20 protein-coding genes are annotated in these 23,981 nt (G+C 71.7%); 10 read left to right on the top strand and 10 right to left on the bottom strand.

Annotation, left to right across the window (positions count from 1 at the left end):
* Window positions 1-16: 16 nt before the first annotated feature.
* From fabZ to lpxB, 4 genes are read left to right on the top strand one after another with little or no spacing between them, the layout of a single operon-like run.
* Window positions 17-472, top strand: a complete 456-nt coding sequence (gene fabZ, locus ASF41_RS02535) for a 3-hydroxyacyl-ACP dehydratase FabZ (protein ID WP_407067255.1) — start codon at window positions 17-19, stop codon at window positions 470-472.
* Window positions 469-1,281 carry an acyl-ACP--UDP-N-acetylglucosamine O-acyltransferase gene (gene lpxA, locus ASF41_RS02530; protein ID WP_056353316.1) on the top strand — a complete coding sequence of 271 codons (813 nt, stop codon included), beginning with the start codon at window positions 469-471 and terminating at the stop codon, window positions 1,279-1,281. The genes fabZ and lpxA overlap by 4 nt, the downstream gene beginning before the upstream one ends.
* Complete coding sequence (locus tag ASF41_RS02525; RefSeq protein WP_082503939.1) at window positions 1,278-2,192, top strand: LpxI family protein; 915 nt, start codon at window positions 1,278-1,280, stop codon at window positions 2,190-2,192. Before lpxA ends, ASF41_RS02525 begins: the two co-directional genes overlap by 4 nt.
* A complete protein-coding gene (lpxB, locus tag ASF41_RS02520; protein WP_056490556.1) occupies window positions 2,189-3,361 on the top strand; it encodes a lipid-A-disaccharide synthase in 1,173 nt (390 codons plus the stop codon). Before ASF41_RS02525 ends, lpxB begins: the two co-directional genes overlap by 4 nt.
* 5 nt (window positions 3,362-3,366) lie before the next feature.
* On the opposite strand, the gene ASF41_RS02515 is transcribed toward lpxB, so the two are convergent.
* Both ASF41_RS02515 and hrpB read right to left on the bottom strand, forming a co-directional pair.
* Entirely contained in the window at window positions 3,367-3,810 is a 444-nt protein-coding gene (locus ASF41_RS02515) for a DUF805 domain-containing protein (RefSeq protein WP_056490552.1), read from the bottom strand.
* Window positions 3,807-6,311 (bottom strand): ATP-dependent helicase HrpB, encoded by a 2,505-nt coding sequence (hrpB, locus tag ASF41_RS02510; RefSeq protein ID WP_056490549.1) that lies wholly within the window; start codon window positions 6,309-6,311, stop codon window positions 3,807-3,809. The genes ASF41_RS02515 and hrpB overlap by 4 nt, the downstream gene beginning before the upstream one ends.
* Window positions 6,312-6,488: 177 nt before the next feature.
* Between hrpB and map the strand changes: the two genes are divergently transcribed.
* Entirely contained in the window at window positions 6,489-7,238 is a 750-nt protein-coding gene (map, locus tag ASF41_RS02505; protein WP_056490546.1) for a type I methionyl aminopeptidase, read from the top strand.
* A 112-nt stretch (window positions 7,239-7,350) separates the two neighbouring features.
* On the opposite strand, the gene ASF41_RS02500 is transcribed toward map, so the two are convergent.
* The 8 genes from ASF41_RS02500 to ASF41_RS02465 all read right to left on the bottom strand — a co-directional run bounded on the left by ASF41_RS02500 (window position 7,351) and on the right by ASF41_RS02465 (window position 15,762).
* Complete coding sequence (locus tag ASF41_RS02500; protein WP_056490541.1) at window positions 7,351-8,931, bottom strand: cytochrome c; 1,581 nt, start codon at window positions 8,929-8,931, stop codon at window positions 7,351-7,353.
* 35 nt (window positions 8,932-8,966) lie between these two features.
* Window positions 8,967-9,275: a hypothetical protein gene (locus ASF41_RS02495; protein WP_056219067.1), complete on the bottom strand. Its 309-nt coding sequence runs from the start codon at window positions 9,273-9,275 to the stop codon at window positions 8,967-8,969.
* A gap of 3 nt (window positions 9,276-9,278) precedes the next feature.
* A complete protein-coding gene (locus ASF41_RS02490) occupies window positions 9,279-9,776 on the bottom strand; it encodes a TspO/MBR family protein (RefSeq protein ID WP_056273776.1) in 498 nt (165 codons plus the stop codon).
* A gap of 8 nt (window positions 9,777-9,784) precedes the next feature.
* On the bottom strand, window positions 9,785-10,981 hold the full coding sequence (locus ASF41_RS02485) for a geranylgeranyl diphosphate reductase (RefSeq protein ID WP_056490538.1): 1,197 nt from the start codon (window positions 10,979-10,981) through the stop codon (window positions 9,785-9,787).
* 4 nt (window positions 10,982-10,985) lie between these two features.
* Window positions 10,986-12,347 carry a BCD family MFS transporter gene (locus ASF41_RS02480; protein WP_056490535.1) on the bottom strand — a complete coding sequence of 454 codons (1,362 nt, stop codon included), beginning with the start codon at window positions 12,345-12,347 and terminating at the stop codon, window positions 10,986-10,988.
* Window positions 12,344-13,228: a chlorophyll synthase ChlG gene (gene chlG, locus ASF41_RS02475; RefSeq protein ID WP_056219076.1), complete on the bottom strand. Its 885-nt coding sequence runs from the start codon at window positions 13,226-13,228 to the stop codon at window positions 12,344-12,346. The genes ASF41_RS02480 and chlG overlap by 4 nt, the downstream gene beginning before the upstream one ends.
* A 132-nt stretch (window positions 13,229-13,360) precedes the next feature.
* The gene (gene ppsR, locus ASF41_RS02470; RefSeq protein WP_056383172.1) at window positions 13,361-14,806 is read right to left on the bottom strand and encodes a transcriptional regulator PpsR; all 1,446 of its coding nucleotides are present in this window, start codon (window positions 14,804-14,806) and stop codon (window positions 13,361-13,363) included.
* Window positions 14,807-14,877: 71 nt separating this feature from the next.
* A complete protein-coding gene (locus tag ASF41_RS02465; protein WP_056219082.1) occupies window positions 14,878-15,762 on the bottom strand; it encodes a B12-binding domain-containing protein in 885 nt (294 codons plus the stop codon).
* Window positions 15,763-16,072: 310 nt separating this feature from the next.
* Here ASF41_RS02465 and bchF point away from each other — a divergent pair, with 310 nt between their 5' ends.
* Genes bchF through bchL form a run of 5 tightly spaced genes read left to right on the top strand, consistent with a single transcriptional unit; the run spans window position 16,073 to window position 23,971 of the window.
* Window positions 16,073-16,576 (top strand): 2-vinyl bacteriochlorophyllide hydratase, encoded by a 504-nt coding sequence (gene bchF, locus ASF41_RS02460; protein ID WP_056490527.1) that lies wholly within the window; start codon window positions 16,073-16,075, stop codon window positions 16,574-16,576.
* Window positions 16,573-17,850 (top strand): ferredoxin:protochlorophyllide reductase (ATP-dependent) subunit N, encoded by a 1,278-nt coding sequence (locus ASF41_RS02455; RefSeq protein ID WP_056490523.1) that lies wholly within the window; start codon window positions 16,573-16,575, stop codon window positions 17,848-17,850. Before bchF ends, ASF41_RS02455 begins: the two co-directional genes overlap by 4 nt.
* A 4-nt stretch (window positions 17,851-17,854) precedes the next feature.
* Window positions 17,855-19,396, top strand: coding sequence for a ferredoxin:protochlorophyllide reductase (ATP-dependent) subunit B (bchB, locus tag ASF41_RS02450; protein ID WP_056490520.1), 1,542 nt, complete (start codon window positions 17,855-17,857; stop codon window positions 19,394-19,396).
* Window positions 19,371-23,081 (top strand): magnesium chelatase subunit H, encoded by a 3,711-nt coding sequence (locus ASF41_RS02445; RefSeq protein ID WP_056490519.1) that lies wholly within the window; start codon window positions 19,371-19,373, stop codon window positions 23,079-23,081. The genes bchB and ASF41_RS02445 overlap by 26 nt, the downstream gene beginning before the upstream one ends.
* The gene (bchL, locus tag ASF41_RS02440) at window positions 23,078-23,971 is read left to right on the top strand and encodes a ferredoxin:protochlorophyllide reductase (ATP-dependent) iron-sulfur ATP-binding protein (RefSeq protein ID WP_056219099.1); all 894 of its coding nucleotides are present in this window, start codon (window positions 23,078-23,080) and stop codon (window positions 23,969-23,971) included. The genes ASF41_RS02445 and bchL overlap by 4 nt, the downstream gene beginning before the upstream one ends.
* Window positions 23,972-23,981: the final 10 nt, after the last annotated feature.

Below are 23,981 nucleotides of genomic sequence, written 5' to 3'. Positions count from 1 at the left end.
GCAATCGATGAGCGACATGCCGCGTGAACTCGGCTCGGCTGACATCCAGACGGTTCTGGAACTCCTGCCGCACCGCTATCCCTTCCTGATGATCGACCGGATCGTCGAGATCGACGGCGACCGGAGCTGCGTCGGGATCAAGAACGTCACGATCAACGAGCCGCAATTCACCGGGCATTTCCCCGGCCTGCCGGTGTTTCCCGGCGTCCTGCTGATCGAGGGCATGGCCCAGACCGCGGGCGCCATCTGCTGCCGCCACATCATGAGCGACGAGCTGCGCACCAAGCAGGTGTTCTTCATGACCATCGACAAGTGCAAGTTCCGCAAGCCCGTCGTGCCTGGCGACACCGTGCGCTACCACATGACCAAGACGAACCACCGGCGGACCATGTGGTGGTTCCGGGGCGAGGCGCGGGTCGACGGCGTCCTCGTCGCCGAGGCCGAGATCGGCGCGATGCTGGTGACGGAGTGAGCGCCGCCGCGGAGATCCACCCGAGCGCGGTGGTCGAGGACGGCGCGACCCTGGGCGAGGGCGTCCGGATCGGTCCGTTCTGCCATGTCGGCCCGGCCGTGACCCTCGGGGCGGGCTGCGAGCTGGTCAGCCACGTCGTGGTGGCCGGCCAGACCACGATCGGCCCCCGGACCCGGCTCTATCCCTTCGCCTCCATCGGCCATCCGCCGCAGGACCTGAAGTTCAAGGGCGAGGCCTCGACCCTCACGATCGGCGCCGATTGCCTGATCCGCGAGGGCGTGACCATGAATCCCGGCACGGCCGGGGGTGGGCTCGAGACCACGGTCGGCGATCACTGCACCTTCCTCGCCAATTCGCATGTCGGGCACGATTGCCGGGTCGGCGACGGCGTCGTGTTCTCGAACAACGTCATGCTCGCCGGCCATTGCAGCGTCGGCGACTACGCCATCCTCGGCGGCGGTGCCGCCGTGATCCAGTTCGCGCGCGTCGGGGCGCACGCCTTCGTCGGCGGCCTGTCGGGACTGGAGAACGACTGCATCCCCTACGGGATGGCCCTGGGCAACCGGGCCTACTTATCGGGCCTCAACATCATCGGCCTTCAGCGGCGTGGCTTCGCCCGGGAGGACATCCACACCCTGCGGCGTGCCTATCGGCTGCTCTTCGCCAACGAGGGCACGCTGATGGAGCGGCTCGAGGACGTCGCCGCCGAGTTCGAGACCCACCGCGCCGTGGCCGAGATCGTCGCCTTCATCCGCGCCGGCGGCAAGCGTTCGCTCTGCACCCCGCGCGAGACGCCGGGCGCCGCTTGAGCGCGAACCCGGTGCCGGTGGTGCGCATCGCTCCCGCACCGGCGGCGCTAGTCCTGGTGGCGGGCGCCGGCCGCCTGCCGGAACTCGTGGCCACCTCCCTCGACCGGGCCGGACGGCCGTTCCGCGTCCTGGCCATCCGGGGCTTCGCCGAGCGGGCGATGCGCGCCCGTGCGGACGCCACCGTCGACCTCCTTGACATCGCCGGCATCCTGGCGATCCTCAAGGCCTGGGGGCCGGTCACCGTGGTGCCGGCCGGCGGCGTGTCCAGGCCGAACCCGGCCGCGATCCTCAACGCCGCCGCGGCCCTGCGCAACCGCGACGCCCTCAAGGCCATCTCCGGCGGGGGCGACGACCGCCTCCTGCGCGGCGCCCTGGCGCTCCTGGAAGAGCACGGCCACGGGGTGGTCGGCGTCCACGAGGTCGCCCCGGATCTTCTCACGCCCGAGGGCCTGCTCGGCCGGCACGCGCCCGATGCCGCGGCGCGGGAGTCCATCGTCACCGGCCGCGCCCTACTGGCGGCCCTGTCGGATTTCGATGTCGGCCAGGCCTCCGTCGTCGTCGGGCAGCGGGCCCTGGCCGTCGAGGGTCCGGAGGGGACCGACCGGATGCTGGCCCGGGCCCGGATGCTCGGACGCCGCCCCTTCGGCTACGGCAGCGCGCAGCCCGGCACCGTGCTGGTGAAATGCGCCAAGATCGGTCAGGACCTGCGCGTCGACCTGCCGGCGATCGGCCCCCGCACGGTGGCGAACGCGGCGGCGGCGGGCTGCGCCGGCCTCGCCATCCAGGCGGCCTTCACCCTGATCATCGACCGTCCGGCCACGATCGCGGCCGCGGACCGGGCGGGCCTCTTTCTCCTCGGCCTCGGCGCCGACGCGGGCGGCCCGGAGGCCGGAACGGGATCGGGATCATGAACGCACCGCACAGCGAGCGGACGATCTGGCTGGTGGCCGGCGAGGATTCCGGGGATCAGCTCGGGGCCAAGCTGATGCGCGGCCTGCGCGAGCTGTCCGACCGGCCGATCCGCTTCGGCGGCGTCGGCGGCGAGGCCATGGTGGCGGAGGGCTTCGCCTCGCTGTTTCCCATCGATGACGTGGCGGTGATGGGCTACCTGCCGGTGGCCGCCCGGCTGCGCACCCTGCTGCGCCGTATCCGCCAGACCGTGCGCGACGTCGTCGAGGCCCGGCCGGACGTCCTCGTCATCATCGACAGCCCCGGCTTCACCCACGCGGTCGCTTCGCGGGTACGCAAGCGGATTCCGGACCTGCCCATCGTCGACTACGTCTCTCCGAGCGTCTGGGCCTGGCGTCCGTGGCGGGCGGCGAAGATGCGCCCTTTCATCGACCACGTCCTGGCCCTCCTGCCGTTCGAGCCGGAGGCGCACCGGCGCCTTCACGGCCCCGCCTGCACCTATGTCGGCCACCCGCTGATCGAGCGGCTCGGGGAGCTGCGGCCGGACCCCGTCGAGGCCGAGGCCCGGATGACGGGGCAGCCGGTCCTGGCGATCCTGCCGGGCTCGCGCCGCTCGGAGATCGAGCGGCTGATGCCGGTCTTCGGCGCCACCCTGGCGCGGCTCACGGCGCGCTTCGGCCCGATCGAGGCGGTGCTGCCGGCGGTGACCCGGCACAGGGCCCTGATCGAGCGCCTCGCGCTGTCGTGGGACAGCCCGGTCACCCTCGTGCACGGCGAGGCGGCCAAGCACGCCACCTTCCGCCGGGCCCGGGCGGCCCTGGCGGCCTCGGGCACCGTCACCCTGGAACTGGCCTTGGCCGGCGTGCCGATGGTGGTCGCCTACAAGGTCTCGCGGATCGAGGAGGCGGTGGCCCGCCGCCTCATCCAGGTGCCCACGATCGTGCTGCCGAACCTGATCCTCGGGCGGAATGCCATGCCGGAATTCATCCAGGCCGAGTGCACGGCCCCGCGCCTCGCCGAGGCGGTGGCGCCGCTCCTCGCGGGTGAGCCGGCGCGGGAGGCGCAGGTGGAAGCCCTCGCGCGCATCGACAGCCTGATGCGGCTGCCGGACGACGAGCCCCCGAGCCGGAGCGCCGCCCGCATTGTCCTGGCCGCCCGGCGCGCGGCCTGACCCGCTCAACGCGCTGCGGGGACCGGACCGTACCGGTTGGTCCCGGGGCTCCCCGCCCGGAACACCGTCTCGACGAAGAACCAGACGAAGACGCCGAGCATCGCCGACACGAGGGCGATGACGGGGAGGGGATGGGTGTCGACGGCCCGCTCCAGGGGCAGGACGCCGACGGTTTCCGCCAGGACATACAGGCCGAGCCAGCCGCCGCTGCGGTTCCGGTCGTGCAGGCGCCGGACCGTCTGGATCGCCGTCGCCCCCATCACCGGCAGGATCCCGGCAACCGCGAGGAACCCGACCCAGCGCAGGCCGAGGCTCGCGAGCCAGATGCCGAGGCAGAGCAGCCCGGAGCCGAGGAGCAGCGCGCGGATCAGCAGGTACCGGTAGGCTGAGACCGCGAGCCGCCCGCGCGGATCGTAGAGGGCGAGGGGGGAGTGGAGGCGTTCGCTCACGTGCCCCTCGGCTTCACCCGCCGGGTCGGCGGCTCGGCAATCGGGTCCTCGGGCCAGGGATGGCGGGGATAGCGCCCGCGCATCTCCGAGCGCACCGCGCTCCACGACCCGCGCCAGAAACCCGGCAGGTCGCGGGTGATCTGGATCGGCCGCGAGGCCGGCGAGAGCAGGTGCAGCACCAGGGGGATGCGTCCCCCGGCGATGCTCGGATGGCGTTCGAGCCCGAACAGCTCCTGCACCCGGACGGCGAGCACCGGCCCGCCCTCGGCCTCGTAATCGAGGGCGATGCGCGAGCCGGTGGGTACCTCGACGTGTGTCGGGGCTTCCGCATCGAGCCGGGCGCGCAGGGACCAGGGCAGGAGCGCCTGGAGGGCGCGGGCCAGGTCGTCGGCACCGATCGCATCGAGGCTGGTGCGCCCGACGATCTCGGGCGCCAGCCAGGCCTCGATCGTGGACACGAGGTGGGCGTCGGACAGGTCGGGCCAGGTCTCGGGATCGGCCGTGCGCAGGAACTGCAGGCGGGCGCGCCACTGCGTCAGCGCGGGCGTCCACGGCAGGGCCTGGAGACCGATCTCGCCGACGCCCCGCGCTAGGATCTCCGCCGAGGCGAGGTCGGCCGGGACGGGCAGGGTGCGCTCCCCCAGGGTAAGCGCTCCGAGGCGCCGCAGGGAGCGGGCCCGCAGGGCGCGGGCGCTCCGATCGAAGGCGATCTGCGTCGCTGCCTCGATCACCGGTCCGAACAACGCCTCGATCGCCTCCAGGGTGATCGGGGCCGCCGACAGGATGCGCCCCTGGGCGGCGCTGCCGGTGAGCTCGGCGACGACGAGGAACGGCGCCCGGGCCAGGGCCGAGGCCGCATCGACGCGTCCGGCCCGGCCATTGGCCATCACGAACTCGCCGTCGCGGCCCCGGGCGCGGGCGACGCGGTCGGGATAGGCCAGTGCGAGGAGCGGCCCGGCTTCGCCCATGTCGAGCCCGGCCGGTGCGCCGACGGCTTTGCCGGCGAAGCCCTCCGCCTGCCGGGCCCAGCCCTGGGCGAGGCGGCGCATGTCGCCGGCCCGCTGGCCGCGATCGCGGGCGAAGCGCTCGGCCCGATGGGTCACGTCGGTGTCGTCCCCGCCGAGGCCGCGCTCGACCAGTACCGCCGCGAGATCCGCCGCCGCGCGGGCTGTGCCGTATCCGGCCGCGCCGACAACCATGCGGGCGAGGCGCGGCGGCAGGGGCAGGGCACGCAGGGCCCGGCCGGTCTCCGTGAGCCGCCCTTCGCCCTTGATCGCTCCGAGGTCGCGCAGCATCGCCCGCGCCTCGGTCAGGGCGGGCGCGGGCGGTGGGTCGAGGAAGGCGAGGGTCGCGGGATCGGAAACGCCCCAGGCGGCGCAGTCGAGCACCAGGCCCGAGAGGTCGGCGGCGAGGATCTCCGGGCGGGTGAAGGGCTCGAGGGCGTTGGTGGCGGCCTCCGCCCAGAGGCGGTGGCAGATGCCCGGTTCGGTGCGCCCGGCGCGTCCCCGGCGCTGGTCCACGGAGGCCCGCGAGGCCCGCGCGGTGACGAGGCGGGTCAGCCCGAGGCCGGGCTCGTAGACGGGCACGCGCGACAGTCCGGAATCGACGACGATGCGCACGCCCTGGATGGTCAGCGAGGTCTCGGCGATGCTGGTCGCGAGCACCACCTTGCGCCGGCCCGGCGGCGCAAGCGCCACGGCGCGGTCCTGCTCGGCGGGCGTCAGCGCCCCGTAGAGCGGCGCGATCTCGGTGACGGCGTCGACCTTGTCGGCCAGCAGCGTCGCGACCCGGCGGATCTCGCCCTGGCCCGGCAGGAAGGCCAGGACCGAGCCCGGATCGGCGCGCAGGGCCCGCAGGATGGCCTCGGCCATGACCTCCTCGATGCGCCGGTTCGGGTCGCGGTCCCAGTAGCGCGTCTCCACCGGGTAGGCGCGCCCCTCCGATTCGATCACCGGCGCCGTGCCGAGTAGGCCGGCGACCCGTGCGCCGTCGAGGGTCGCCGACATGACGAGGATCCGCAGGTCCTCGCGCAGTGCTCCTTGCGTATCGAGGGCCAGGGCGAGGCCGAGATCCGCGTCGAGGGAGCGCTCGTGGAACTCGTCGAACAGGACGGCGCCCACGCCGGTGAGTTCCGGGTCGTCGAGGATCATGCGGGTGAAGACGCCCTCGGTGACGACCTCGATCCGGGTACGGCCGGAGATCTTCGAGCCGAGCCGGACCCGCAGGCCGACCGTGTCGCCGACGCGCTCGCCCAGCGTAGCGGCCATGCGCTCGGCGGCCCCGCGGGCGGCGAGGCGGCGCGGCTCCAGCAGGATGATCTTGTCGGTGGGCCGCAACCAGGGCGCGTCGAGGAGGGCCAGCGGCACCCGGGTGGTCTTGCCCGCGCCGGGCGGTGCCACTAGCACCGCGGCCGGCCCTCCGACGAGGGCGTCGCGCAAGGCCGGGAGGGCGTCCTCGATCGGCAGGTCCGAAACGGCGTCGGGGGAGCGGGTTTGGGCCATCCCGGTGCTGGTGACGCGATCCGGTGCGATCCGCAAGCCGGGGCATCGCCCCGCGACCGTCGAGGGCCGCCATGCGGGAGCCGCCGTCGTCCCGGGGCCGACGATCCGCTATGGGAATGCCGCGACGAGCGGCGATGCGCGCGGCCGGCCATTCGGGCGGCCCCGAGGGACAGCGACATGACGGTATCGAGCGACGACGACTTGGCGGCGCTGAAGCGGATCGGGCGCATCGTTGCCCAGACGCTGGACGCGATGGGGAAGGCCATCGAGCCCGGGATGACGACGGCTGAGCTGGACCGGATCGGACGCCGGCTCCTGGAGGCGGCCGGCGCCCAGCCGGCGCCGGAATTGGCCTACGGCTTTCCCGGGGCCACCTGCATCAGCGTCAACGAAGAGGTCGCCCACGGCATCCCGGGGGACCGCCGGATCGCTCCGGGCGACCTCGTCAACATCGACGTCTCCGCGGCGAAGGACGGCTACTTCGCCGATACCGGCGCCTCGTTCCCCGTGCCGCCCGTGACCCGCGCGGTGGAGCGGCTGTGCAAGGATGGCCGCCGGGCGATGTGGACCGGCCTGCGCCAGGTCGGCACCGGCAAGCCGATCGCCGCCATCGGCCAGGCGGTCGGCGCCTTCGCGCGCCGGAACGGCTACACGCTGGTGCGCAACCTGGCGAGCCACGGGGTCGGCCACTCCCTCCACGAGGAGCCCACCGAGATCGCCACCTGGCCCGACGCCTCCGAGCGCCGGGTCGCGACGGAGGGCCTGGTCTTCACCGTCGAACCATTCCTCTCCCTCGGGGCCGAATTCGCCGAGGACGGGGACGATCCCTGGACCCTCTACAGCCGGCCGCAGGCGCCCACGGTCCAGTACGAGCACACGGTCGTCGCAACCCGCAACGGCCCGCTCGTCGTCACCATGGCGAGCTAGGGAGGCGCATCACCGGCGCAGGAGCGGAGCCCATGCCGGGCGGCCCGTCGCGGCAGGATCCGCGGCGCAGGGTCCACCGTCTTCGCGACCCGCCCCGTTCGAGGCGATCCCGTCAGGGCGTGGGCGTCGAACCCATGGTCGAGGCCTTCAGCTCGGGATTCTTGAGCTGGGCATAGGTCACGCTGGCGAAGCTGCCGATCACCGCATGCCATCCGGCCTTGTCGTAGCGCGTGTCGTTCCGTCCGGCCTTGCAGAAGGCTGTCGTCAGCCCGTTGACGATGTCGTCGCCCTTGGCGTCCGGGACGGCGGCCTTGATCTTCGGTAAGAGCGCGTTGAGGATCGGGATGAAGTTCTCGGGGGCGAGGCCCGCGAGGCTCTGGGCGGCCCCCGACTCGGCCACCGCCTTGGCGATCTCCGGCTGGGCGATCTCCGCGCAGGGCGCGGTGCCGGCCAGCATCGTCTCGGTCACCTTGCGCGCCGTGGCGACGACGCCGCGCTCGCTGATCACCGGGGCGGCATTGCCCCAGGCATTGCGGACGTAGTCGGTGACGTCGGCCACCTCCTGGTCGGTCATGCCCGCGCCGATGGCGGGCATCGGCGCGTAGCCGTTCTGGGCCGAGAGGCCGCCGAGGATGACGCGGATCACCGTCTCGGGGCCTTGCGCCTGCACCGAGGTGTTGCCGGCGAGCGCCGGGATCGCCCCCTCGACGCCCTTCCCGTCCGGCTTGTGGCAGGAGGAGCAGTAGCTGAGATAGGTCGCCGCACCGGGGGCGTCGGCTTGGTTGAAGGCCTGGATGTCCTTGACCTTGTAGCTCTCCTTGGCCTTCTGCGTGCGCAGGTAGGCCACCATCGCCTTCAGGTCCGCATCGGTCATCTTCGACAGGGATTCCTGGATGGTCTGGCGCATCGGGCCCGCCGCGACGCCTGGCTGGTTCCCCGGGGCGGCGCCGGTCTTCAGGTAGGTCACGACCTGGTCGTCGCTCCAGCCACCGATGCCGGTATGGTCGTCGGGGGTGATGTTGGGGGCGTACCAGCCGTCGATGACGCCGCCGCCGAGCTTGCCGGCCAGGCCGCTGTTCCCGACGATCTTGTTGGCGTTGTGACACATGCCGCAATGCCCGAGCCCTTCGACGAGGTAGCCGCCGCGGTTGACCTCGGCGCTCGCCTGCGGGTCCGGCTGGAATTCGCCGGCCGTGAAGAAGGCGGTGCGCCAGGTGATGAGTGCCGTGCGGATGTTGAAGGGGAAGGGAATCTCGGAGGGCTTGCGCGGCTCGTGCACCGCCGGCAGCGACTTCAGATAGGCGAAGATCGCATCGGAATCGGCGCGGGTGACCTTCGTGTACCAGGCGAAGGGAAAGGCCGGGTAGAGGTAGGAGCCGTCCTTGGTGATGCCCTCGTGGAAGGCGCGGTAGAAGTCGTCCGCGCTCCACCGGCCGAGGCCGGTCTCCGGGTCCGGGGTCAGGTTCGGCGTGCGGATCTTCCCGATCGGCGTGTTGAGCACGTAGTTGCCGGCGAAGGGCTTCCCGTCCGGTGCCGTGTGGCAGGCGACGCAGTCTCCGGCGGTCGCCAGGTACTCGCCGCGCTTGATCAGCTCGGCATCCTGGGCCGAGGCGCCATGGATCGAGACGCCCGGGGCGGCCAATCCCACGACGAGGCCGGTCCCCAGACGGAGAGCGGTGCGGCGGTAGTCCATGGCGTCTCTCCGGAACTGTGGGGTCTGGGGGGTGGTCAGATGGGCGTGTCGTGGGGATCGCGAAGGCGGACGGGCGGGGCGAGGAGGCCGAGGCGCAGCGCCATCTCGGTGAGGTGCGCCAGCCCGGCCCCGGCGAGGCATCCGGCGATCACGGGCCAGCCGGCACCGGTCAGGGCGCCGCGCAGCGCCAGCATCAGGGCCGCGCCGGCGGTCAGATTGCACAGGAGCGCGAGCGGCCAGACGCCCTGCGCCCGACGGCTCCACAGGATCAGTCCCAACGCCTCGATGGCCACGAGGAGCAGGATGGCGTCCACGAGGTGACCGCTGGCAAGAAAGGCCTCCATCGCTCACGCGCTCCGAAACGGACCGTTGAGGCGGACGATCGCCCGGTTCAGGCAGGCGGCGATCCCGACCCAGAGGAGGTAGGGCAGCAGGAGAAGGGCAGCCATCCCGTGCACGCGCCCTGTGACGATGATCAGCACCGCGATCGACAGCCACAGGAACAGCACCTCGACGAAGGCCCAGTCCGGCCGGCGCAGGCGGAAGAACAGGCCGCTCCAGGCGATGTTCAGCACGGCGTTGACAGCGTAGGCGGCCACCAGGGCCGCCCGGGCCGCCGGGCTCGCATCGGCGTTCCAGGCGAGCACCGCCGAGATCGCCGTCAGCGTGAAGATCGTGGTCCAGACCGGGCCGAAGGCCCAGTCCGGCGGCTTCCACGCGGGGCGCCTGAGGGCCTGGTACCAGGGCCCGGTCGTGGTCAGGAGGCCACCCGCCAGCGCCACCAGGATCGCCGTGATGGCGGCGATTCCGGCCGGCGCCCAGCCGCTCGCCCCGTCGAGAGCCATGGTGGGATTCACGGCGAGACCCAGCGGAACAGGTGCGCGAGATCCTTGAAGAAGATTCGCGCATGGGCCGCGGGCTTGGCCCGGACCAGCTCCTTGTTCATGTAGGAATCCCAGGTCAGCTGCTGCACGTCGCGATCCCGGCAGATCGACACGAAGCGCTCGCGCAGGCCGTCGTTGCGATACCAGACCGCCTGCATGATCCGCAGGATCAGGAAGACGCGTCCGTGCAGCCGCATGAAGTTGCGGCGCGCGCCCGCGAGGGCCCGGGCCTGCCCCGTGGCGAGGAAGGCTTGGCCCGCCTCGGCGGCGAGGCGTCCGCCGAGCATGGCGTAGTAGATGCCCTCGCCGGAGGCCGGCGCGACGATGCCGGCGGCGTCCCCGGTGAGGAGGACGTCGCGGCCGTTGTCCCAGCGGCGCAGGGGCTTCAGGGGCAGGGGGGCGCCCTCGCGGCGGACGGTCTCGCCCGCCTCGAGGCCGGTGGAGGCGCGCAGGGCCCGGATGGCGCCCCGCAGGGAGAAGCCCTTGCGGGCACTCCCGGTGCCGATGCTCACCGTGTCGCCGTGCGGGAACACCCAGGCGTAGAAGTCCGGCGAGAGCTTACCCTGGTAATAGACGTCGCAGCGCGTGGCCTCGACGTCGTGCGCATCCCCCTCGGGCAGGCGGACGATCTCGTGATAGGCGAAGACCTGCCGCATGGCGGCGTGGCCGGGGATCTCGGCGCGGCCCACCGCCGAACTCGCCCCGTCGGCCCCGATGACGAGGCGCGTCCGGGCGGCGCGGGGAAAGCCGTCCTGGAGATAGTGCACGGCGACTCCCTCCGCGTCGCGCTCGATGTGTCGGAAGGTGGCGGGCCGGAGCACCGCGCCCGCGGCGGCGGCCCGCTCCCGCAGCCAGGGATCGAAGTCGGCCCGGTCGACCATGCCGACGAAGCCGTCGCCGATCGGCATGTCCACGCGCTTGTCCCGGGGCGAGACCATCCGGGCCGAGCGGATTCGCGCGACAAGGAGATGGTCGGGGATGGCGAAATCGCGGATCAGGCGCGGCGGGATGGCGCCGCCACAGGGCTTGATCCGTCCGGGCTTGTCGAGGAGCAGCACGCGCCGCCCGCTGCGCGCGAGGTCGGTCGCCGCGGTGGCCCCCGCCGGGCCACCGCCCACAACCACCACATCGTAGGTTTCGAGGTCGGTGTCCCGGTCGGCCGCCATGATCTCACCTCGTGGATAGCGATGTCTCGAACGACAGCTGCTGACGCCGGCCCCGCGGCACCTGGGTTGCTGGGGCTTGGGTCATGGGAGCATGGGCGATGCGCAGAGCCAGGGCGGCGGCGAACAGGAAGAGCAGCGCCTCGGCGGCGAACACGCTGGCATAGGCGTCGACCACGCGCGGCGTGACGAGGCGGGCCAGGTCCACCGCGACGGTGCCGAGGAATCCGCCGGCTCCGAAGGCCACGCCCTGGGCCGCGCCCCAGACGCCCATCCGCGTGCCGCGCTCGGCCTCGCCGCCGGCCCCGGCCAGCGCCATCATCGAGCCGATGGCCGCTACGGCGAAGATGCCGTTGAACAGGCCGAGGGCGAAGACCGGCACCCGCAAGGGGAAGTCGGCGCCCGCCAGGCCACCCGCCGCGATGGCCAGAAGGGCGAGGGCCGAGCCGAGGCAGCCCAGCGTGGTCCAGACCTTCAGGGACCCGAGCACCGGACCGCCGAGGCCCATGGTGAGGCCCGCCACGGTCAGCATGCCGGCGAGCACGCCGCCGTGCTGCAGGCCCGCGAGCTTGGTGGTCACCCCGGGCGTCATCGCGAAGACGAGGCCGGCGAAGGGTTCGAGGATGAGTTCCTGCGCGCTGTAGGCCAGCATCGCCATGAAGATGAAGATCGTGAAGCGCCGGGATTCCGGCTCGGCCCAGACCCGCGCCAGCACCTCGCGGAACGGACGCTTCTCCGCCGCCTCGGTGCCGCCGGACGACCCTTTTGCCGGCTCGACGCCGCGCAGCGCCAGGACCGCCATCGCGAAGGCGAGGAGCGAGACCGTGCCGGACACGGCGATCAAGCGGTCGCCCGAGAAGGGATCGAGGAAGTGCCCGGCCAGCGGCGCCGTGATGGCGAAGCCCGCGATCATCATGACCCAGACGACGGTGGCGGCGGCTCCGCGCCGGCGGGCGTCGACGCCGGTGGCGAGGAGCACGAGGAGCGAGGTCCCGGCGGCCCCCGCGCCCATCCCGACCGTGAGGAAGGACACCACCGCCAGGGCGAGGCCCGCGGCCTGGTGCGTCTCGGCGAGGGCGGTGGCGACGGCCGCGCCGAACCCGCCGAGGGTCAGGGCCGCCATGCCGCCCACGATCCAGGGCGTGCGCCGGCCGGTGCGATCCGAGCCGTAGCCCCAGCGCGGGCGCAGGACCTGGACGGCGTAGTGCAGGGCGATGAGGCCGCCCGGCACGATGGCCGGCAGGGCGAGTTCCACCACCATCACGCGGTTGATGGTCGAGGTCATCAGGACCACGACGGCGCCGAGGGCCGTCTGCACGAGGCCGAGCCGGACGATGGCGAGCCAGCCGAAGGTCGGGTTCGGCATCATGGACCTCCCTGGACCAGGGGCCGGAGGGCGAAGGCCGCCACCAGCATACCGAGCACGTAGAGGGTGGTGCCGGTGCCGTTGTACCAGGCGGCCCGCTCGCGGGGTGCGGCCAGGAGGCGGCGCATCAGGATGAACTGACCGAGCAGCAGGAGGCCGATGACCGTTCCGTGCCAGGGCCGGTCCCAAGCGAACAGGCCGAGGATGACGGCCACCTGGGGGACGGCCATGACGAGGCAGGCGAGACGGGCGGCCCCGAGCGTTCCGAGCTGCACGGGCAGGGAGCGGATGCCGGTCCGGCCGTCGCCCTCCACCGACTTGAAGTCGTTGAGGGTCATGATGCCGTGGGCACCGACCGAGTACAGCAGGGCGACCAGCAGGACCCGGTGGTCCGGCACCGACGCGGCCATCACCGCCGCTCCGGTGAACCAGGGTAACCCTTCGTAGCAGATCGCCACCGCCGAATTGCCCCACCAGCCGTTGCGCTTCAGGCGCAGGGGCGGGGCGCTGTAGATCCAGGCCAGCACGAGGCCGAACAGGGCGGCGCCGAGAATCCAGGGACCGAGGGCGGCGGCCACGACGAGGGACAGGACGGTCCAGCCCGCGGCGACGTAGAGACCCCAGCGCCCGGGCATCCGACCCGAGGGGATCGGCCGCTGCGGCTCGTTGATGGCGTCGACGTGGCGATCGTACCAGTCGTTCACCGCCTGTGAAGTGGCGCAGACGAGGGGGCCGGCCAGGATCACCCCCGCGGCGATCACCGGCCATTGCCCGGTGGGCGAGGCGCCGGAGGAGACCACTCCGCAGGTGAAGGCCCACATCGGCGCGAACCATGTGATCGGCTTCAGAAGCTCGATGAGGGCGCTGGGTGCAGGCGTTGCCATACCGACGACGCTAGAGTTTTACATACCTGAGTGTCAAGTTTGATTTACAACATTGTCGTGAGGCTGCGCCCCGGCGACGCCACATCCGGTCGCCCGGTCAGACGTTCGTGACGACCGGTTCTCCGCCGCAGGTCAGGCTTCGTCGGGGGCGTCGCGGCCTTCGAGATCGCCGATGCCGTAGCGGTGCATCTTGGCGTAGAGGCCCTGGCGGCTCAGACCCAGCATCTCGGCGGCCGAGGCCCGGTTGTCGCGGGTGATGCGCAGAGCGGCCTCGATGCACAGGCGCTCGATCAGATCGGTCGATTCGCGCACGAGGTTCTTCATCGAGACGCGCCCGACGAGCTCCGTCATCTGCTCGACGGAGCGGGGCAGCTCGCGCCCGCCGGCCACGGCCGCGGCGCGCCGGGGCGTCGCACGGAGGGTGAAGCCGATGCAGGGCTGGCTGCCGCCGGGGACCGAGACGGCGGCGATCTCGACATCCTCGACGCTGCCGTAAGCCCCGCGGACCTGCGTGGGGAAGTGGCGGACGGAGCCATGCTGCGACAGCGTCGCGAACAGGGCGGCGGCCTCGGATTCCTCCCGCCCGATCCAGCTGTCGAGGGGCTGACCGCGAACCTGCTCCTCCGTGGCGAGCTGCACCAGGTCCAGGAAGGCGGGATTCGCGGTGAGCACCCGGCGGGCGGGGTCGGTGACCACGAAGCCTTCGGGCAGATTGCGCAGGACGTCGAGGGCGCCGGCGCCCGTACGGGCCGCGCTCGTCTCCAGGGGTTCGGGCGAGGCCAGCCGCAGCAGGATGCTGGTGGCGTTCTCCTGGCGGAACAGCGAGGCGGCGACGCGCACGGCGCCGCGTCCATGCCCGAGCCTCGCCTCCAGGTCGGCCGCCTGCCCGGTCATTCGCAGGCCGGCGAAGAGCGATTCGAGGTCGCGGACACAGGAGCCGTCGAACAGGTCGACCGCATCCTGGCCGACGATGCGCTTCTCGGCCCGCCCGATCAGCCGGGAGGCGGCGGGATTCACCTCGGTCACCCGGCGGGTCGCTGCATCGACCACGAGGACGGGCTCGGAGCCGAGCTGGAACAGCAGGCGGTACCGGGTCTCGGCGCCGCGCATGCGCAGGTAGTCGCGCTCCAGCGCCTGCTGCGTCTCGGCCAGGGTCCGCTGCAGCGAGGCCATGGCGCGCAGGTTCCGCCCGAGGACGAGGATCTGGCCGTCCTTGGCCAACCGCATGGCGGCGTAGCGCACGGGCAGGTCGGTGCCGGTGGGCGAGACATGGTTCACCTGGCGCCAGCGCGTGACGGCGCCGGGCGCGGCATCCTTGAGGAGCGCGGCGATCTTCGGGCGACTCTCCACCGTGACCGTGTCGACCCACGGCCGACCCAGCCAGGCTTCGCAGCCCTCGTCCGCGAGATCGGCGCTGCCGAACGTCGCTTCCCGGACGACGCCGTCACCGTCGATGACCAGGGACAGGTCCGTCGCGGCAGCCACCAGCAATCCCGCTGCCTGCGCGTCGAGAGGGCCGAGTGACTTTTGAAGCGCCGCGAGCGCATGGCTCGCGGCAGGAAGCGCCAGGCTGGTCACGGATCACCACGTCGGGATGTGGTCGGGCAGGTCGGATCAGGGAGGGAGGCTGTGTCGATCGAAACTGTCTTTCAGCAGGGTCTGACCGGCAGATCAAGCAAGCATTCGGCAACGGACAGGGCCGTGCGGGCGTCGCCGGCGCTCGCGTCGGCCCCGACGCGCCGGAAGCTGTCCGGATTGGCGGCGAAGGCCGGGCCCCCAACGAGGACCCGCAGCGCTTCGTTCCGAGAATTCCGGCGCAAGGCCGCCACGGTCTCGGTCATCGTCGGAAGCAGGGTCTCGGAGGCGAGGGACAGTCCCACGACGTCGAACCACTCCTCCTGGATGCAGCGGAGGCTGTCCGTCTCCGGCTGCGTGATCGTCGAGGTCACCGACCAGCCGGCTTCCCGAAAGAACTGCTCCACCAGGGTGAGGCCAAACCTGTGGGAATCTCCCGGACAGGGCAGCAGCAGGATCTTCCGGTTCACGGCGGGGGCCACGGGCTCGCTGCGAAAGCGGCTCGTGATCTCGCGCATGATTCGCTGCAGCCGCCCCATGGCGCGGGTCACCTCGACGAAGTCGCAGAGGTCCTCCTCCCACAGGGTGCCGAGGTGGCGGGCCGTCGGTGCGAGGAGGTCGAGGAGGAGGCTGTCGGTCCCAAGGCCGGTCGCCAGGAGTTCCGCGAGCCTGCCCTCCACGTCGTCGCCCGCCGGGTCGAGCATGAGGGCCGTGAAGGCCGCGATCTGCTCCTCGCTCGGCAGCACGTCCGTCGGCTCCGGGGCCGGCTCGATCCGGTGCGCCAGCATCAGGCGGGGAATGATCTCGGATTCGACGACGCGCGCCAGATCCCGTTGCAGCCGGATCGCCTGTCCGAAGACTGCGAGCTGGGCGCTGATGCGGGATTCGCACAGGTCAGCGACATCCCGGCTGGAAGGTTCGTAGCGCAAGCGATCACCGAACTGACTCACATCATCCATTGGTCCCTCCCAATGTGGCTGACGGCTTTACTGTCGGTTCGATCTTGCGCGTCGAATTCCGGGACGTCTGAGCACGCGCCTCAGTACCCCGGCGCCGGGGAGGGCCAGCTTGGCCGGCCTCTGCAATGAAGTCGCACGATACGCCCGAAACTGACTTTATCAATACGCACTCTGTAACTATTTTGCATTCAATCTGTCATTTCGTTTTGACGTAAAGCTGGCTTGACACATCGGGACCGCCTTCCTAACCTCCCCTTCAACGAGGCCCGGCGACTTGGTCGCAAGGGGTCTCCACAGGGGGGCGGACAGCATGATCCGGAGTGCGGACAGGCCCAGACGACCTCTCTACGACGCCGATCAGCGCGCCCGTCGCGACGCCACCCGCTGGACCCTGGTTCAGGGGGTTCTGGCCCCCCTTCAATTCCTCGTGTTCGCCGTGAGTCTGGGCCTCGTGCTGCGCACCCTGTGGACAGGTGAAGGCGCGACCGCCGCCAACGCGTCCGTGGTGGTGAAGACCCTGGTGCTCTACGCGATCATGGTCACGGGCTCGATCTGGGAGAAGGCCGTCTTCGGCCGGTACCTCTTCGCCCCGGCCTTCTACTGGGAGGACATGGTCAGCATGCTCGTGCTGGCCCTGCACACCGCCTACCTCGTAGCGCTGGCCGCCGGCGCCCTCGACACCGCCGGCCTGATGGGCCTCGCCCTGGCCGCCTACGCCTCCTACGCCGTCAACGCTGCGCAATTCGTGCTGAAGCTGCGCGCCGCCCGGCTCCACACGCGGCCGTCCCGCCTCGTCGCGGAGGCCGCGCAATGAACGCCCATGCGCCGCTTCCCGCCCTGGAGACGGGCTGCGACATCCGCCAGGAGCGCGGCCAGCGCGCGGTGTTCTGCGGATTGACCGGCATCGTCTGGCTGCACCGCAAGATCCAGGACGCCTTCTTCCTCGTGGTCGGCTCGCGCACCTGCGCCCACCTCATCCAGTCCGCCGCTGGGGTGATGATCTTCGCCGAGCCGCGCTTCGCCACCGCGATCCTCGACGAGCGCGACCTCGCCGGCCTCGTCGACGCCAACGATGAGCTCGACCGGGTGGTCGCCCGCCTGATCGAGCGCCGCCCCGACATCCGCCTGCTGTTCCTCGTGGGCTCGTGCCCCTCGGAGGTGATCAAGCTCGACCTGTCGCGAGCGGCCCAGCGCCTGTCCCGCAGCTTCCACCCCGACGTGCGGGTGCTGAGCTACTCGGGCAGCGGCATCGAGACCACCTTCACGCAAGGGGAGGATGCCTGCCTCGCCGCCCTCGTCCCCGAGATGCCCCGCGCCGCGGAGACCGGGGCGCCCGCGCTCCTGGTGGTCGGCGCCCTGGCCGACGTGGTCGAGGACCAGTTCGCCCGCCTCTTCGCGGATCTCGGCCTCGCCGACGTGGCCTTCCTGCCGGCGCGCCGCGCCGGGGCGCTGCCGGCGGTCGGGCCCAACACCCGCTTCCTCCTCGCCCAGCCCTTCCTGGCCGAGACCGCCCGCGCCCTCGAGGCCCGGGGTGCGAAGCGGATCCCGGCGCCGTTCCCCCTCGGGGCGGAGGGCACGACAGGCTGGCTCGCTGCCGCCGCGGAGACCTTCGACGTCCCGGCCGAGCGATTCGCCCGCGTCACCGCCCCGGGTCGAGCCCGCGCCGCCGTCGCCCTCGACCTCTACCGGGAGCGCCTCGCCGGAAAGCGGGTGTTCTTCTTTCCCGATTCGCAGCTCGAACTGCCGCTCGCCCGCTTCCTGTCGCGCGAGATGGGGGCGGCGCTGATCGAGGTCGGGATGCCCTACCTCCATCGCCAGCACCATGCGCCGGAACTGGCGCTGCTGCCGGCCGGCACGAAGGTGGTGGAGGGCCAGAACCTCGACGCGCAGATGGATCGCTGCCGGTCGGAAAAGCCCGACCTCACGGTCTGCGGCCTCGGCCTCGCCAACCCGCTGGAGGCGGAAGGGCTGGCGACCAAGTGGTCGATCGAGCTGCTGTTCACCCCGATCCAGGGCTACGACCAGGCCGGAGACCTCGCCGAACTGTTTGCGCGCCCGCTGAAGCGCCGCGCCCGGCTGGAGGTCTGAGGCGATGCAGCTCACGCTCTGGACCTACGAGGGACCGCCGCATATCGGCGCCATGCGGATCGCCACCGCCATGCAGGGCCTGCACTACGTGCTGCACGCGCCGCAGGGCGACACCTATGCCGACCTGCTCTTCACCATGATCGAGCGGCGCGACGCCCGCCCGCCGGTGACCTACACGACCTTCCAGGCCCGCGATCTCGGCGCCGACACCGCCGCGATCTTCCAGAACGCCGTGGGAGAGGCCTACGCGCGCTTTCAGCCGCAGGCGATGATCGTCGGGGCCTCCTGCACCGCCGAGCTGATCCAGGACGACCCGGGCGGCCTCGCCCGCGCCCTCGACCTGCCGATCCCGGTCATCCCCCTGGAGCTTCCGGCCTACCAGAAGAAGGAGAACTGGGGCGCCTCGGAGACCCTCTACCGCCTCGTCCGGGCGCTGGCCGGCGGCACGCCGAGCGCGCGCGACGGGCGCCGCCCCCTCTGCAACATCCTCGGCCCCACGGCACTGGGCTTCCGCCATCGCGACGACTTCGTCGAGGTCACCAAGATCCTCGCCGCCCTCGGCATCGACGTGAACGTGGTGGCGCCGCTCGGTGCGACGCCCGCCGATCTCGGGCGCCTCGGGGCGGCGGATTTCAACGTCGTGCTCTATCCCGAGATCGCCCGTGCCGCCGGCCTTCACCTTCAGAAGACCTTCGGCCAGCCGATGGTCGAGATCGTCCCGATCGGCGTCCAGGCCACCATCCGCTTCGTCGAGGCGGTGGCCGCCGCCGCGGGCGTCGATCCCGCCCCCGTCCTCGCCGGCGCCCCCTCGCGCCTGCCCTGGTATTCGCGCTCGGTCGATTCGACCTACCTCACCGACAAGCGGGTCTTCATCTTCGGCGACGCCACCCACGCGCTGGCCGCCGCCCGCGTCGCCGCCACGGAACTCGGCTTCAAGGTGGTGGGCCTGGGCACCTACACCCGCGAATTGGCCCGCGAGGTCCGGGCCGAGGCGGCGCTCCACGGCATCGAGGCCACGATCACCGACGATTACCTCGACGTCGAGGCCGCGATCCAGGCCGCGGGACCGGAGCTCGTGCTCGGCACCCAGATGGAGCGGCACATCGCCAAGCGCCTCGGGTTGCCCTGCGCGGTGATCTCGGCGCCGATCCACGTCCAGGATTTCCCCGCGCGCCACTCGCCGCAGATGGGGTTCGAAGGCGCCAACGTCCTGTTCGACACCTGGGTCCACCCGCTGATGATGGGCCTGGAGGAACACCTGCTCGGCATGTTCCGCGAGGATGCCGAGTTCCACGGTGCCGCCGCGCCCTCGCACCTGCCCCGGCACGGCGTCGCTGCGCCGCAGCCGGTCGCCCCGGCACCTTCTGTGGCCGCAGAACCGATTCTCCTGACCTGGGCGACCGATGCCGAGAAGGAACTGAAGAAGATCCCGTTCTTCGTGCGGGGCAAGGCCCGCGCGAACACCGAGCGCTTCGCACGGGAACGTGCCCTGCCGCTCATCACCGTCGAGACATTGTACGATGCCAAAGCGCATTTCGGACGCTGAGCGCCCGGCGCTCCGGGTCGTCCTCGTGACGATGGACAACCACGTGGCGAGCGCGCTGGAGCGCGCCCGCCAACGGCTCGCCCGCGACCTGCCGGGCCTCACCCTGGACTTCCACGCGGCCGCCGCCTGGGACACCGACGCCACCGCCCTGGAGGCCTGCAAGGCCGACATCGCCCGCGCCGACATCGTCCTCTCCACCATGCTGTTCATGGACGAGCACGTCCGGGCGATCCTGCCGTCCCTGCTGGCCCGGCGCCCGCATTGCGACGCCATGATCGGCTGCCTGTCGGCGAGCGAGGTGGTGAAGACCACCCGCCTCAACCGCTTCGACATGGACAGCACCAAGCGCGGCGCCCTCGATTTCCTGAAGAAGCTGCGCGGCAAGCCCGGCGCCCAGGGCAACGGCGCCCGCCAGATGGCGATGATCCGCAAGCTGCCCAAGATCCTGCGGTTCATTCCCGGTTCGGCCCAGGACGTCCGGGCCTATTTCCTCACCCTGCAATACTGGCTCTCGGGCTCGGACGAGAACATCGCCAACCTCGTGCGCTTCCTGGTCGGCCGCTACGCCGCCGGCCCGCGCGAGGGCTGGCGCCGAATCGCCGCCGCGCCGGCGCCGCTCAGCTACCCTGAGACCGGGCTGTATCATCCGCGCATGGCCGGCCGGATCGGCGAGGATGGGGCGAAGGTGCCCGCACCCGCCGGCGCCCTGAAGGGCCGCATCGGCCTCCTCGTCATGCGCTCCTACGTGCTGGCCGGGAACACGGCGCATTACGACGGCGTCATCGCCGCCCTGGAGGCGCGGGGGCTCAGCGTCGTGCCAGCCTTCGCCAGCGGTCTCGACAACCGCCCGGCCATCGATGCGTTCTTCCGGCGCGACGGCCGCCCGACCATCGACGCGCTGGTCTCGCTCACCGGCTTCTCCCTGGTGGGCGGCCCGGCCTACAACGACGCCGCCGGGGCCCAGGCGCTCCTCGCCGACCTCGACGTGCCCTACCTCGCGGCCCACGCCCTCGAGTTCCAGACCCTGGAGCAGTGGGAGGCCTCCGACCGGGGCCTGTCGCCGGTGGAAGCCACCATGATGGTGGCGATCCCCGAGCTCGACGGCGCGACCAGTCCGATGGTGTTCGGCGGACGCTCCAGCCGCTCCCTCGGCGCCAGCGCCCGCGACATGGTCGTGCATCCCGAGCGCGCCGACATGCTCGCCGCCCGCGTCGAGCGCCTCGTGGTCCTGCGCCGCAAGGCGCGGGCCGAGCGCCGGGTCGCCGTGGTGCTGTTCGGCTTCCCGCCCAACGCCGGCAGCATCGGCACCGCCGCCTTCCTGTCGGTCTACCACTCCCTCCACAACACCCTCGCGGCCCTGAAGGCCGAGGGTTACGCAGTCGATCTGCCCGAGAGCGTGGAAGCCCTGCGCGGGGCGGTACTCGGCGGCAACGCCACCCGGTTCGGCACGCCCGCCAACGTCCACCACCGCATCCCGGCCGACGACCATGTCCGCCGCGAGCGCCACCTCGCCGAGATCGAGGCGCAGTGGGGGCCGGCCCCCGGCCGTCAGAACAGCAACGGCTCGCAGATCTTCGTGCTCGGCGCGCAGTTCGGCAACGTCTTCGTCGGCGTCCAGCCGGGCTTCGGCTACGAGGGCGACCCGATGCGGCTGCTGTTCGAGCGCGGCTTCGCCCCGACCCACGCCTTCTCGGCCTTCTACCGCTACCTGCGCGAGGATTTCCGCGCCGACGCGGTCCTGCATTTCGGCACCCACGGGGCGCTGGAATTCATGCCCGGCAAGCAGACCGGCCTGTCCGGCGCCTGCTGGCCCGAGCGGCTGATCGGCGCGCTGCCCCACATCTATCTCTACGCCGCCAACAACCCGTCCGAGGGCCTGCTGGCCAAGCGCCGCTCGGCCGCGACCCTGGTGAGCTACCTGACCCCGAGCCTGGCCCAGGCCGGACTCTATCGCGGCCTGATCGACCTCAAGGCCTCGATCGAACGCTGGCGCGGCCTGGAGCCGGAGGCGGTGGGCGAGCGCCGCGATCTCGCCGAGCTGATCCAGGCCCAGGGCGCCGGCCTCGACCTCGTCGCCGCCGAGCCCGCCTGGACCGCCGATCTCGCCGGCCACGTCCACGGCCTCGGCACGGCACTCCATGAACTGGAGCACACCCTGATCCCGCACGGCCTCCACGTGGTCGGGCAGGCGACGCCGCCGGAGGAGCGGACCGACATCCTCCTCGCCCTGGCGGAGGCCAGCCACGGCCTCGTGCCCACCCGTGCCGGCCTCCAGGCCCTTGTGGCCGGCGCGGCCATAGACGCCGCCCTGGCGCAGGGCGGTCTCGGCCCCTCCGATGCGAACCGCGCCGCCTTCGCGTCCCTGCGCGAGACCGATCTCCTGTTGTCACGGGATCACGAGATCCGGGGCCTCCTCGCCGCCCTCGACGGCCGCTTCATCGCCCCCGTGGCCGGCGGGGACCTCCTGCGCAACCCGGACATCCTGCCCACGGGCCGCAACCTGCACGGCTTCGACCCCTACCGCCTGCCCTCGGCCTTCGCCCTCGCGGACGGCGCGCGGCAGGCCGCGCGTCTCCTGGCCCGCTACCGCGACGAGGGCGCGGCGCTGCCCGAGAGCATCGCCCTCGTGCTCTGGGGCACCGACAACCTGAAGAGCGAGGGCGGTCCCATCGCCCAGGCCCTGGCGCTGATCGGCGCGGCCCCGCGCTTCGACGGCTACGGCCGCCTCTGCGGCGCCATTCTGATCCCCCTCGAAACCCTGGGTCGCCCGCGCATCGACGTGGTCGTGACCCTGTCGGGCATCTTCCGCGATCTGCTGCCGCTCCAGACCAAGCTCCTGGCCGAAGCCTCCTATCTCGCCGCCACCGCCGACGAGCCGTCCGACCGGAACTTCGTGCGCAAGCACGCCCTGACGCTCCAGGCCGAGCACGGGATCGACCTCGAGACCGCGGCCCTGCGGGTGTTCTCCAACGCGGAAGGCACCTACGGCGCCAACGTCAACCAGCTCGTCGAATCCGGCCGTTGGGAAGAGGCCGACGAGATCTCCGAGACCTTCGCGCGGCGCAAATCCTTCGCCTACGGCCGCACCGGCGTGCCCACCGCCCAGCGCGCCCTGATGGGGGCCGTGCTCGCCACCGTCGATCTCGCCTACCAGAACCTCGATTCGGTCGAGGTCGGCGTCACCTCGGTGGACCACTACTTCGACGGTCTCGGCGGCATGGGCCGCGCCGTCGCCGAAGCCCGCGGCGCGGCGGTGCCGATCTTCATCAGCGACCAGACCCGCGGCGAAGGCGTGGTCCGGACCCTGACGGAGCAGGTCTCCCTGGAGACCCGCACCCGGATGCTCAACCCGAAATGGACCGAGGGCATGCTCGGCCACGGCTACGAGGGCGTGCGCCAGATCGAGGCGCACCTCACCAACACCCTGGGCTGGTCGGCCACCACCAACGGCGTCGCCCCCTGGGTCTACCAGCGCATCACCGAGACCTACGTCCTCGACCCCGCCATGCGCGCGCGCATGGCGGCCCTCAACCCGACCGCTTCGGCCAAGGTGGCTCACCGGCTGATCGAGGCGCACCAGCGCGGCTTCTGGACCCCCGACGCGGAGACGCGCGACGCGCTCGACCGCGCCGAGGAGGAACTCGAGGACCGCGTCGAAGGCATCACCGCAGGGGTCGCCGCATGAACATCGCCATCCGCAATCCCGTCACCGCGCGCCAGCCCGAGGGCAGCGTCCAGGTCGAGCTCGACCCGAACCTCAAGATCGGCACCGCCAAGGTGTTCGCGGTCTACGGCAAGGGCGGCATCGGCAAGTCGACCACTTCGTCGAACCTGTCGGTGGCGTTCTCCAAGCTCGGCAAACGCGTGCTGCAGATCGGCTGCGACCCCAAGCACGATTCGACCTTCACGCTGACGAAGCGCCTGGCCCCGACCGTGATCGATGCCCTGGAGGCCGTGCAGTTCCACTCCGAGGAGCTGCGCATCGAGGACTTCGTGGCCGAGGGCTACAACGGCGTCATGTGCGTCGAGGCCGGCGGCCCGCCGGCGGGCACCGGCTGCGGCGGCTACGTGGTCGGCCAGACGGTGAAGCTCCTCAAGGAGCACCACCTCCTCGAGGACACCGACGTGGTGATCTTCGACGTGCTCGGCGACGTGGTCTGCGGCGGCTTCGCCTCGCCGCTCCAGCACGCCGACCAGGCCCTCATCGTCACCGCCAACGACTTCGACTCGATCTTCGCCATGAACCGGATCGTGGCCGCGATCCACGCCAAGGCGAAGAACTATCCGGTGCGCCTCGGCGGGGTCATCGCCAACCGCTCGGCCAAGACCGACGAGATCGACCGCTTCAATGCCGCCGTGGGCCTCGAGCGCATCGCGCACTTCCCCGACCTCGACGTGGTCCGGCGCTCGCGCCTCAAGAAGTCGACCCTGTTCGAGATGGAGCCGACGCCGGAACTCGAAGCCGTCACCACCGAGTACATGCGTCTCGCGGCGCATCTCTGGGCCGGCGGCAAGCCGCTCAACGCGATCCCCATGAAGGACCGCGACCTGTTCGAATTCCTCGGCTTCGATTGAGCGGGCGCCG

This window comes from Methylobacterium sp. Leaf111, from assembly GCF_001423285.1.
Taxonomy (GTDB): domain Bacteria; phylum Pseudomonadota; class Alphaproteobacteria; order Rhizobiales; family Beijerinckiaceae; genus Methylobacterium.
The sequence above is the reverse complement of the archived record's forward strand: the minus strand, read 5'-3'. Positions and strand labels throughout refer to the sequence as shown.

Coding starts and splice junctions, on each gene's coding strand:
- fabZ (WP_407067255.1), top strand. CDS start 17: ATGCCGCGTGAACTCGGCTCGGCTGACATCCAGACGGTTCTGGAACTC.
- lpxB (WP_056490556.1), top strand. CDS start 2,189: ATGAACGCACCGCACAGCGAGCGGACGATCTGGCTGGTGGCCGGCGAG.
- hrpB (WP_056490549.1), bottom strand. CDS start 6,311: ATGGCCCAAACCCGCTCCCCCGACGCCGTTTCGGACCTGCCGATCGAG.
- map (WP_056490546.1), top strand. CDS start 6,489: ATGACGGTATCGAGCGACGACGACTTGGCGGCGCTGAAGCGGATCGGG.
- ASF41_RS02500 (WP_056490541.1), bottom strand. CDS start 8,931: ATGGACTACCGCCGCACCGCTCTCCGTCTGGGGACCGGCCTCGTCGTG.
- ASF41_RS02495 (WP_056219067.1), bottom strand. CDS start 9,275: ATGGAGGCCTTTCTTGCCAGCGGTCACCTCGTGGACGCCATCCTGCTC.
- ASF41_RS02490 (WP_056273776.1), bottom strand. CDS start 9,776: ATGGCTCTCGACGGGGCGAGCGGCTGGGCGCCGGCCGGAATCGCCGCC.
- ASF41_RS02485 (WP_056490538.1), bottom strand. CDS start 10,981: ATGGCGGCCGACCGGGACACCGACCTCGAAACCTACGATGTGGTGGTT.
- ASF41_RS02480 (WP_056490535.1), bottom strand. CDS start 12,347: ATGATGCCGAACCCGACCTTCGGCTGGCTCGCCATCGTCCGGCTCGGC.
- chlG (WP_056219076.1), bottom strand. CDS start 13,228: ATGGCAACGCCTGCACCCAGCGCCCTCATCGAGCTTCTGAAGCCGATC.
- ASF41_RS02465 (WP_056219082.1), bottom strand. CDS start 15,762: ATGGATGATGTGAGTCAGTTCGGTGATCGCTTGCGCTACGAACCTTCC.
- bchF (WP_056490527.1), top strand. CDS start 16,073: ATGATCCGGAGTGCGGACAGGCCCAGACGACCTCTCTACGACGCCGAT.
- ASF41_RS02455 (WP_056490523.1), top strand. CDS start 16,573: ATGAACGCCCATGCGCCGCTTCCCGCCCTGGAGACGGGCTGCGACATC.
- bchB (WP_056490520.1), top strand. CDS start 17,855: ATGCAGCTCACGCTCTGGACCTACGAGGGACCGCCGCATATCGGCGCC.
- ASF41_RS02445 (WP_056490519.1), top strand. CDS start 19,371: ATGCCAAAGCGCATTTCGGACGCTGAGCGCCCGGCGCTCCGGGTCGTC.
- bchL (WP_056219099.1), top strand. CDS start 23,078: ATGAACATCGCCATCCGCAATCCCGTCACCGCGCGCCAGCCCGAGGGC.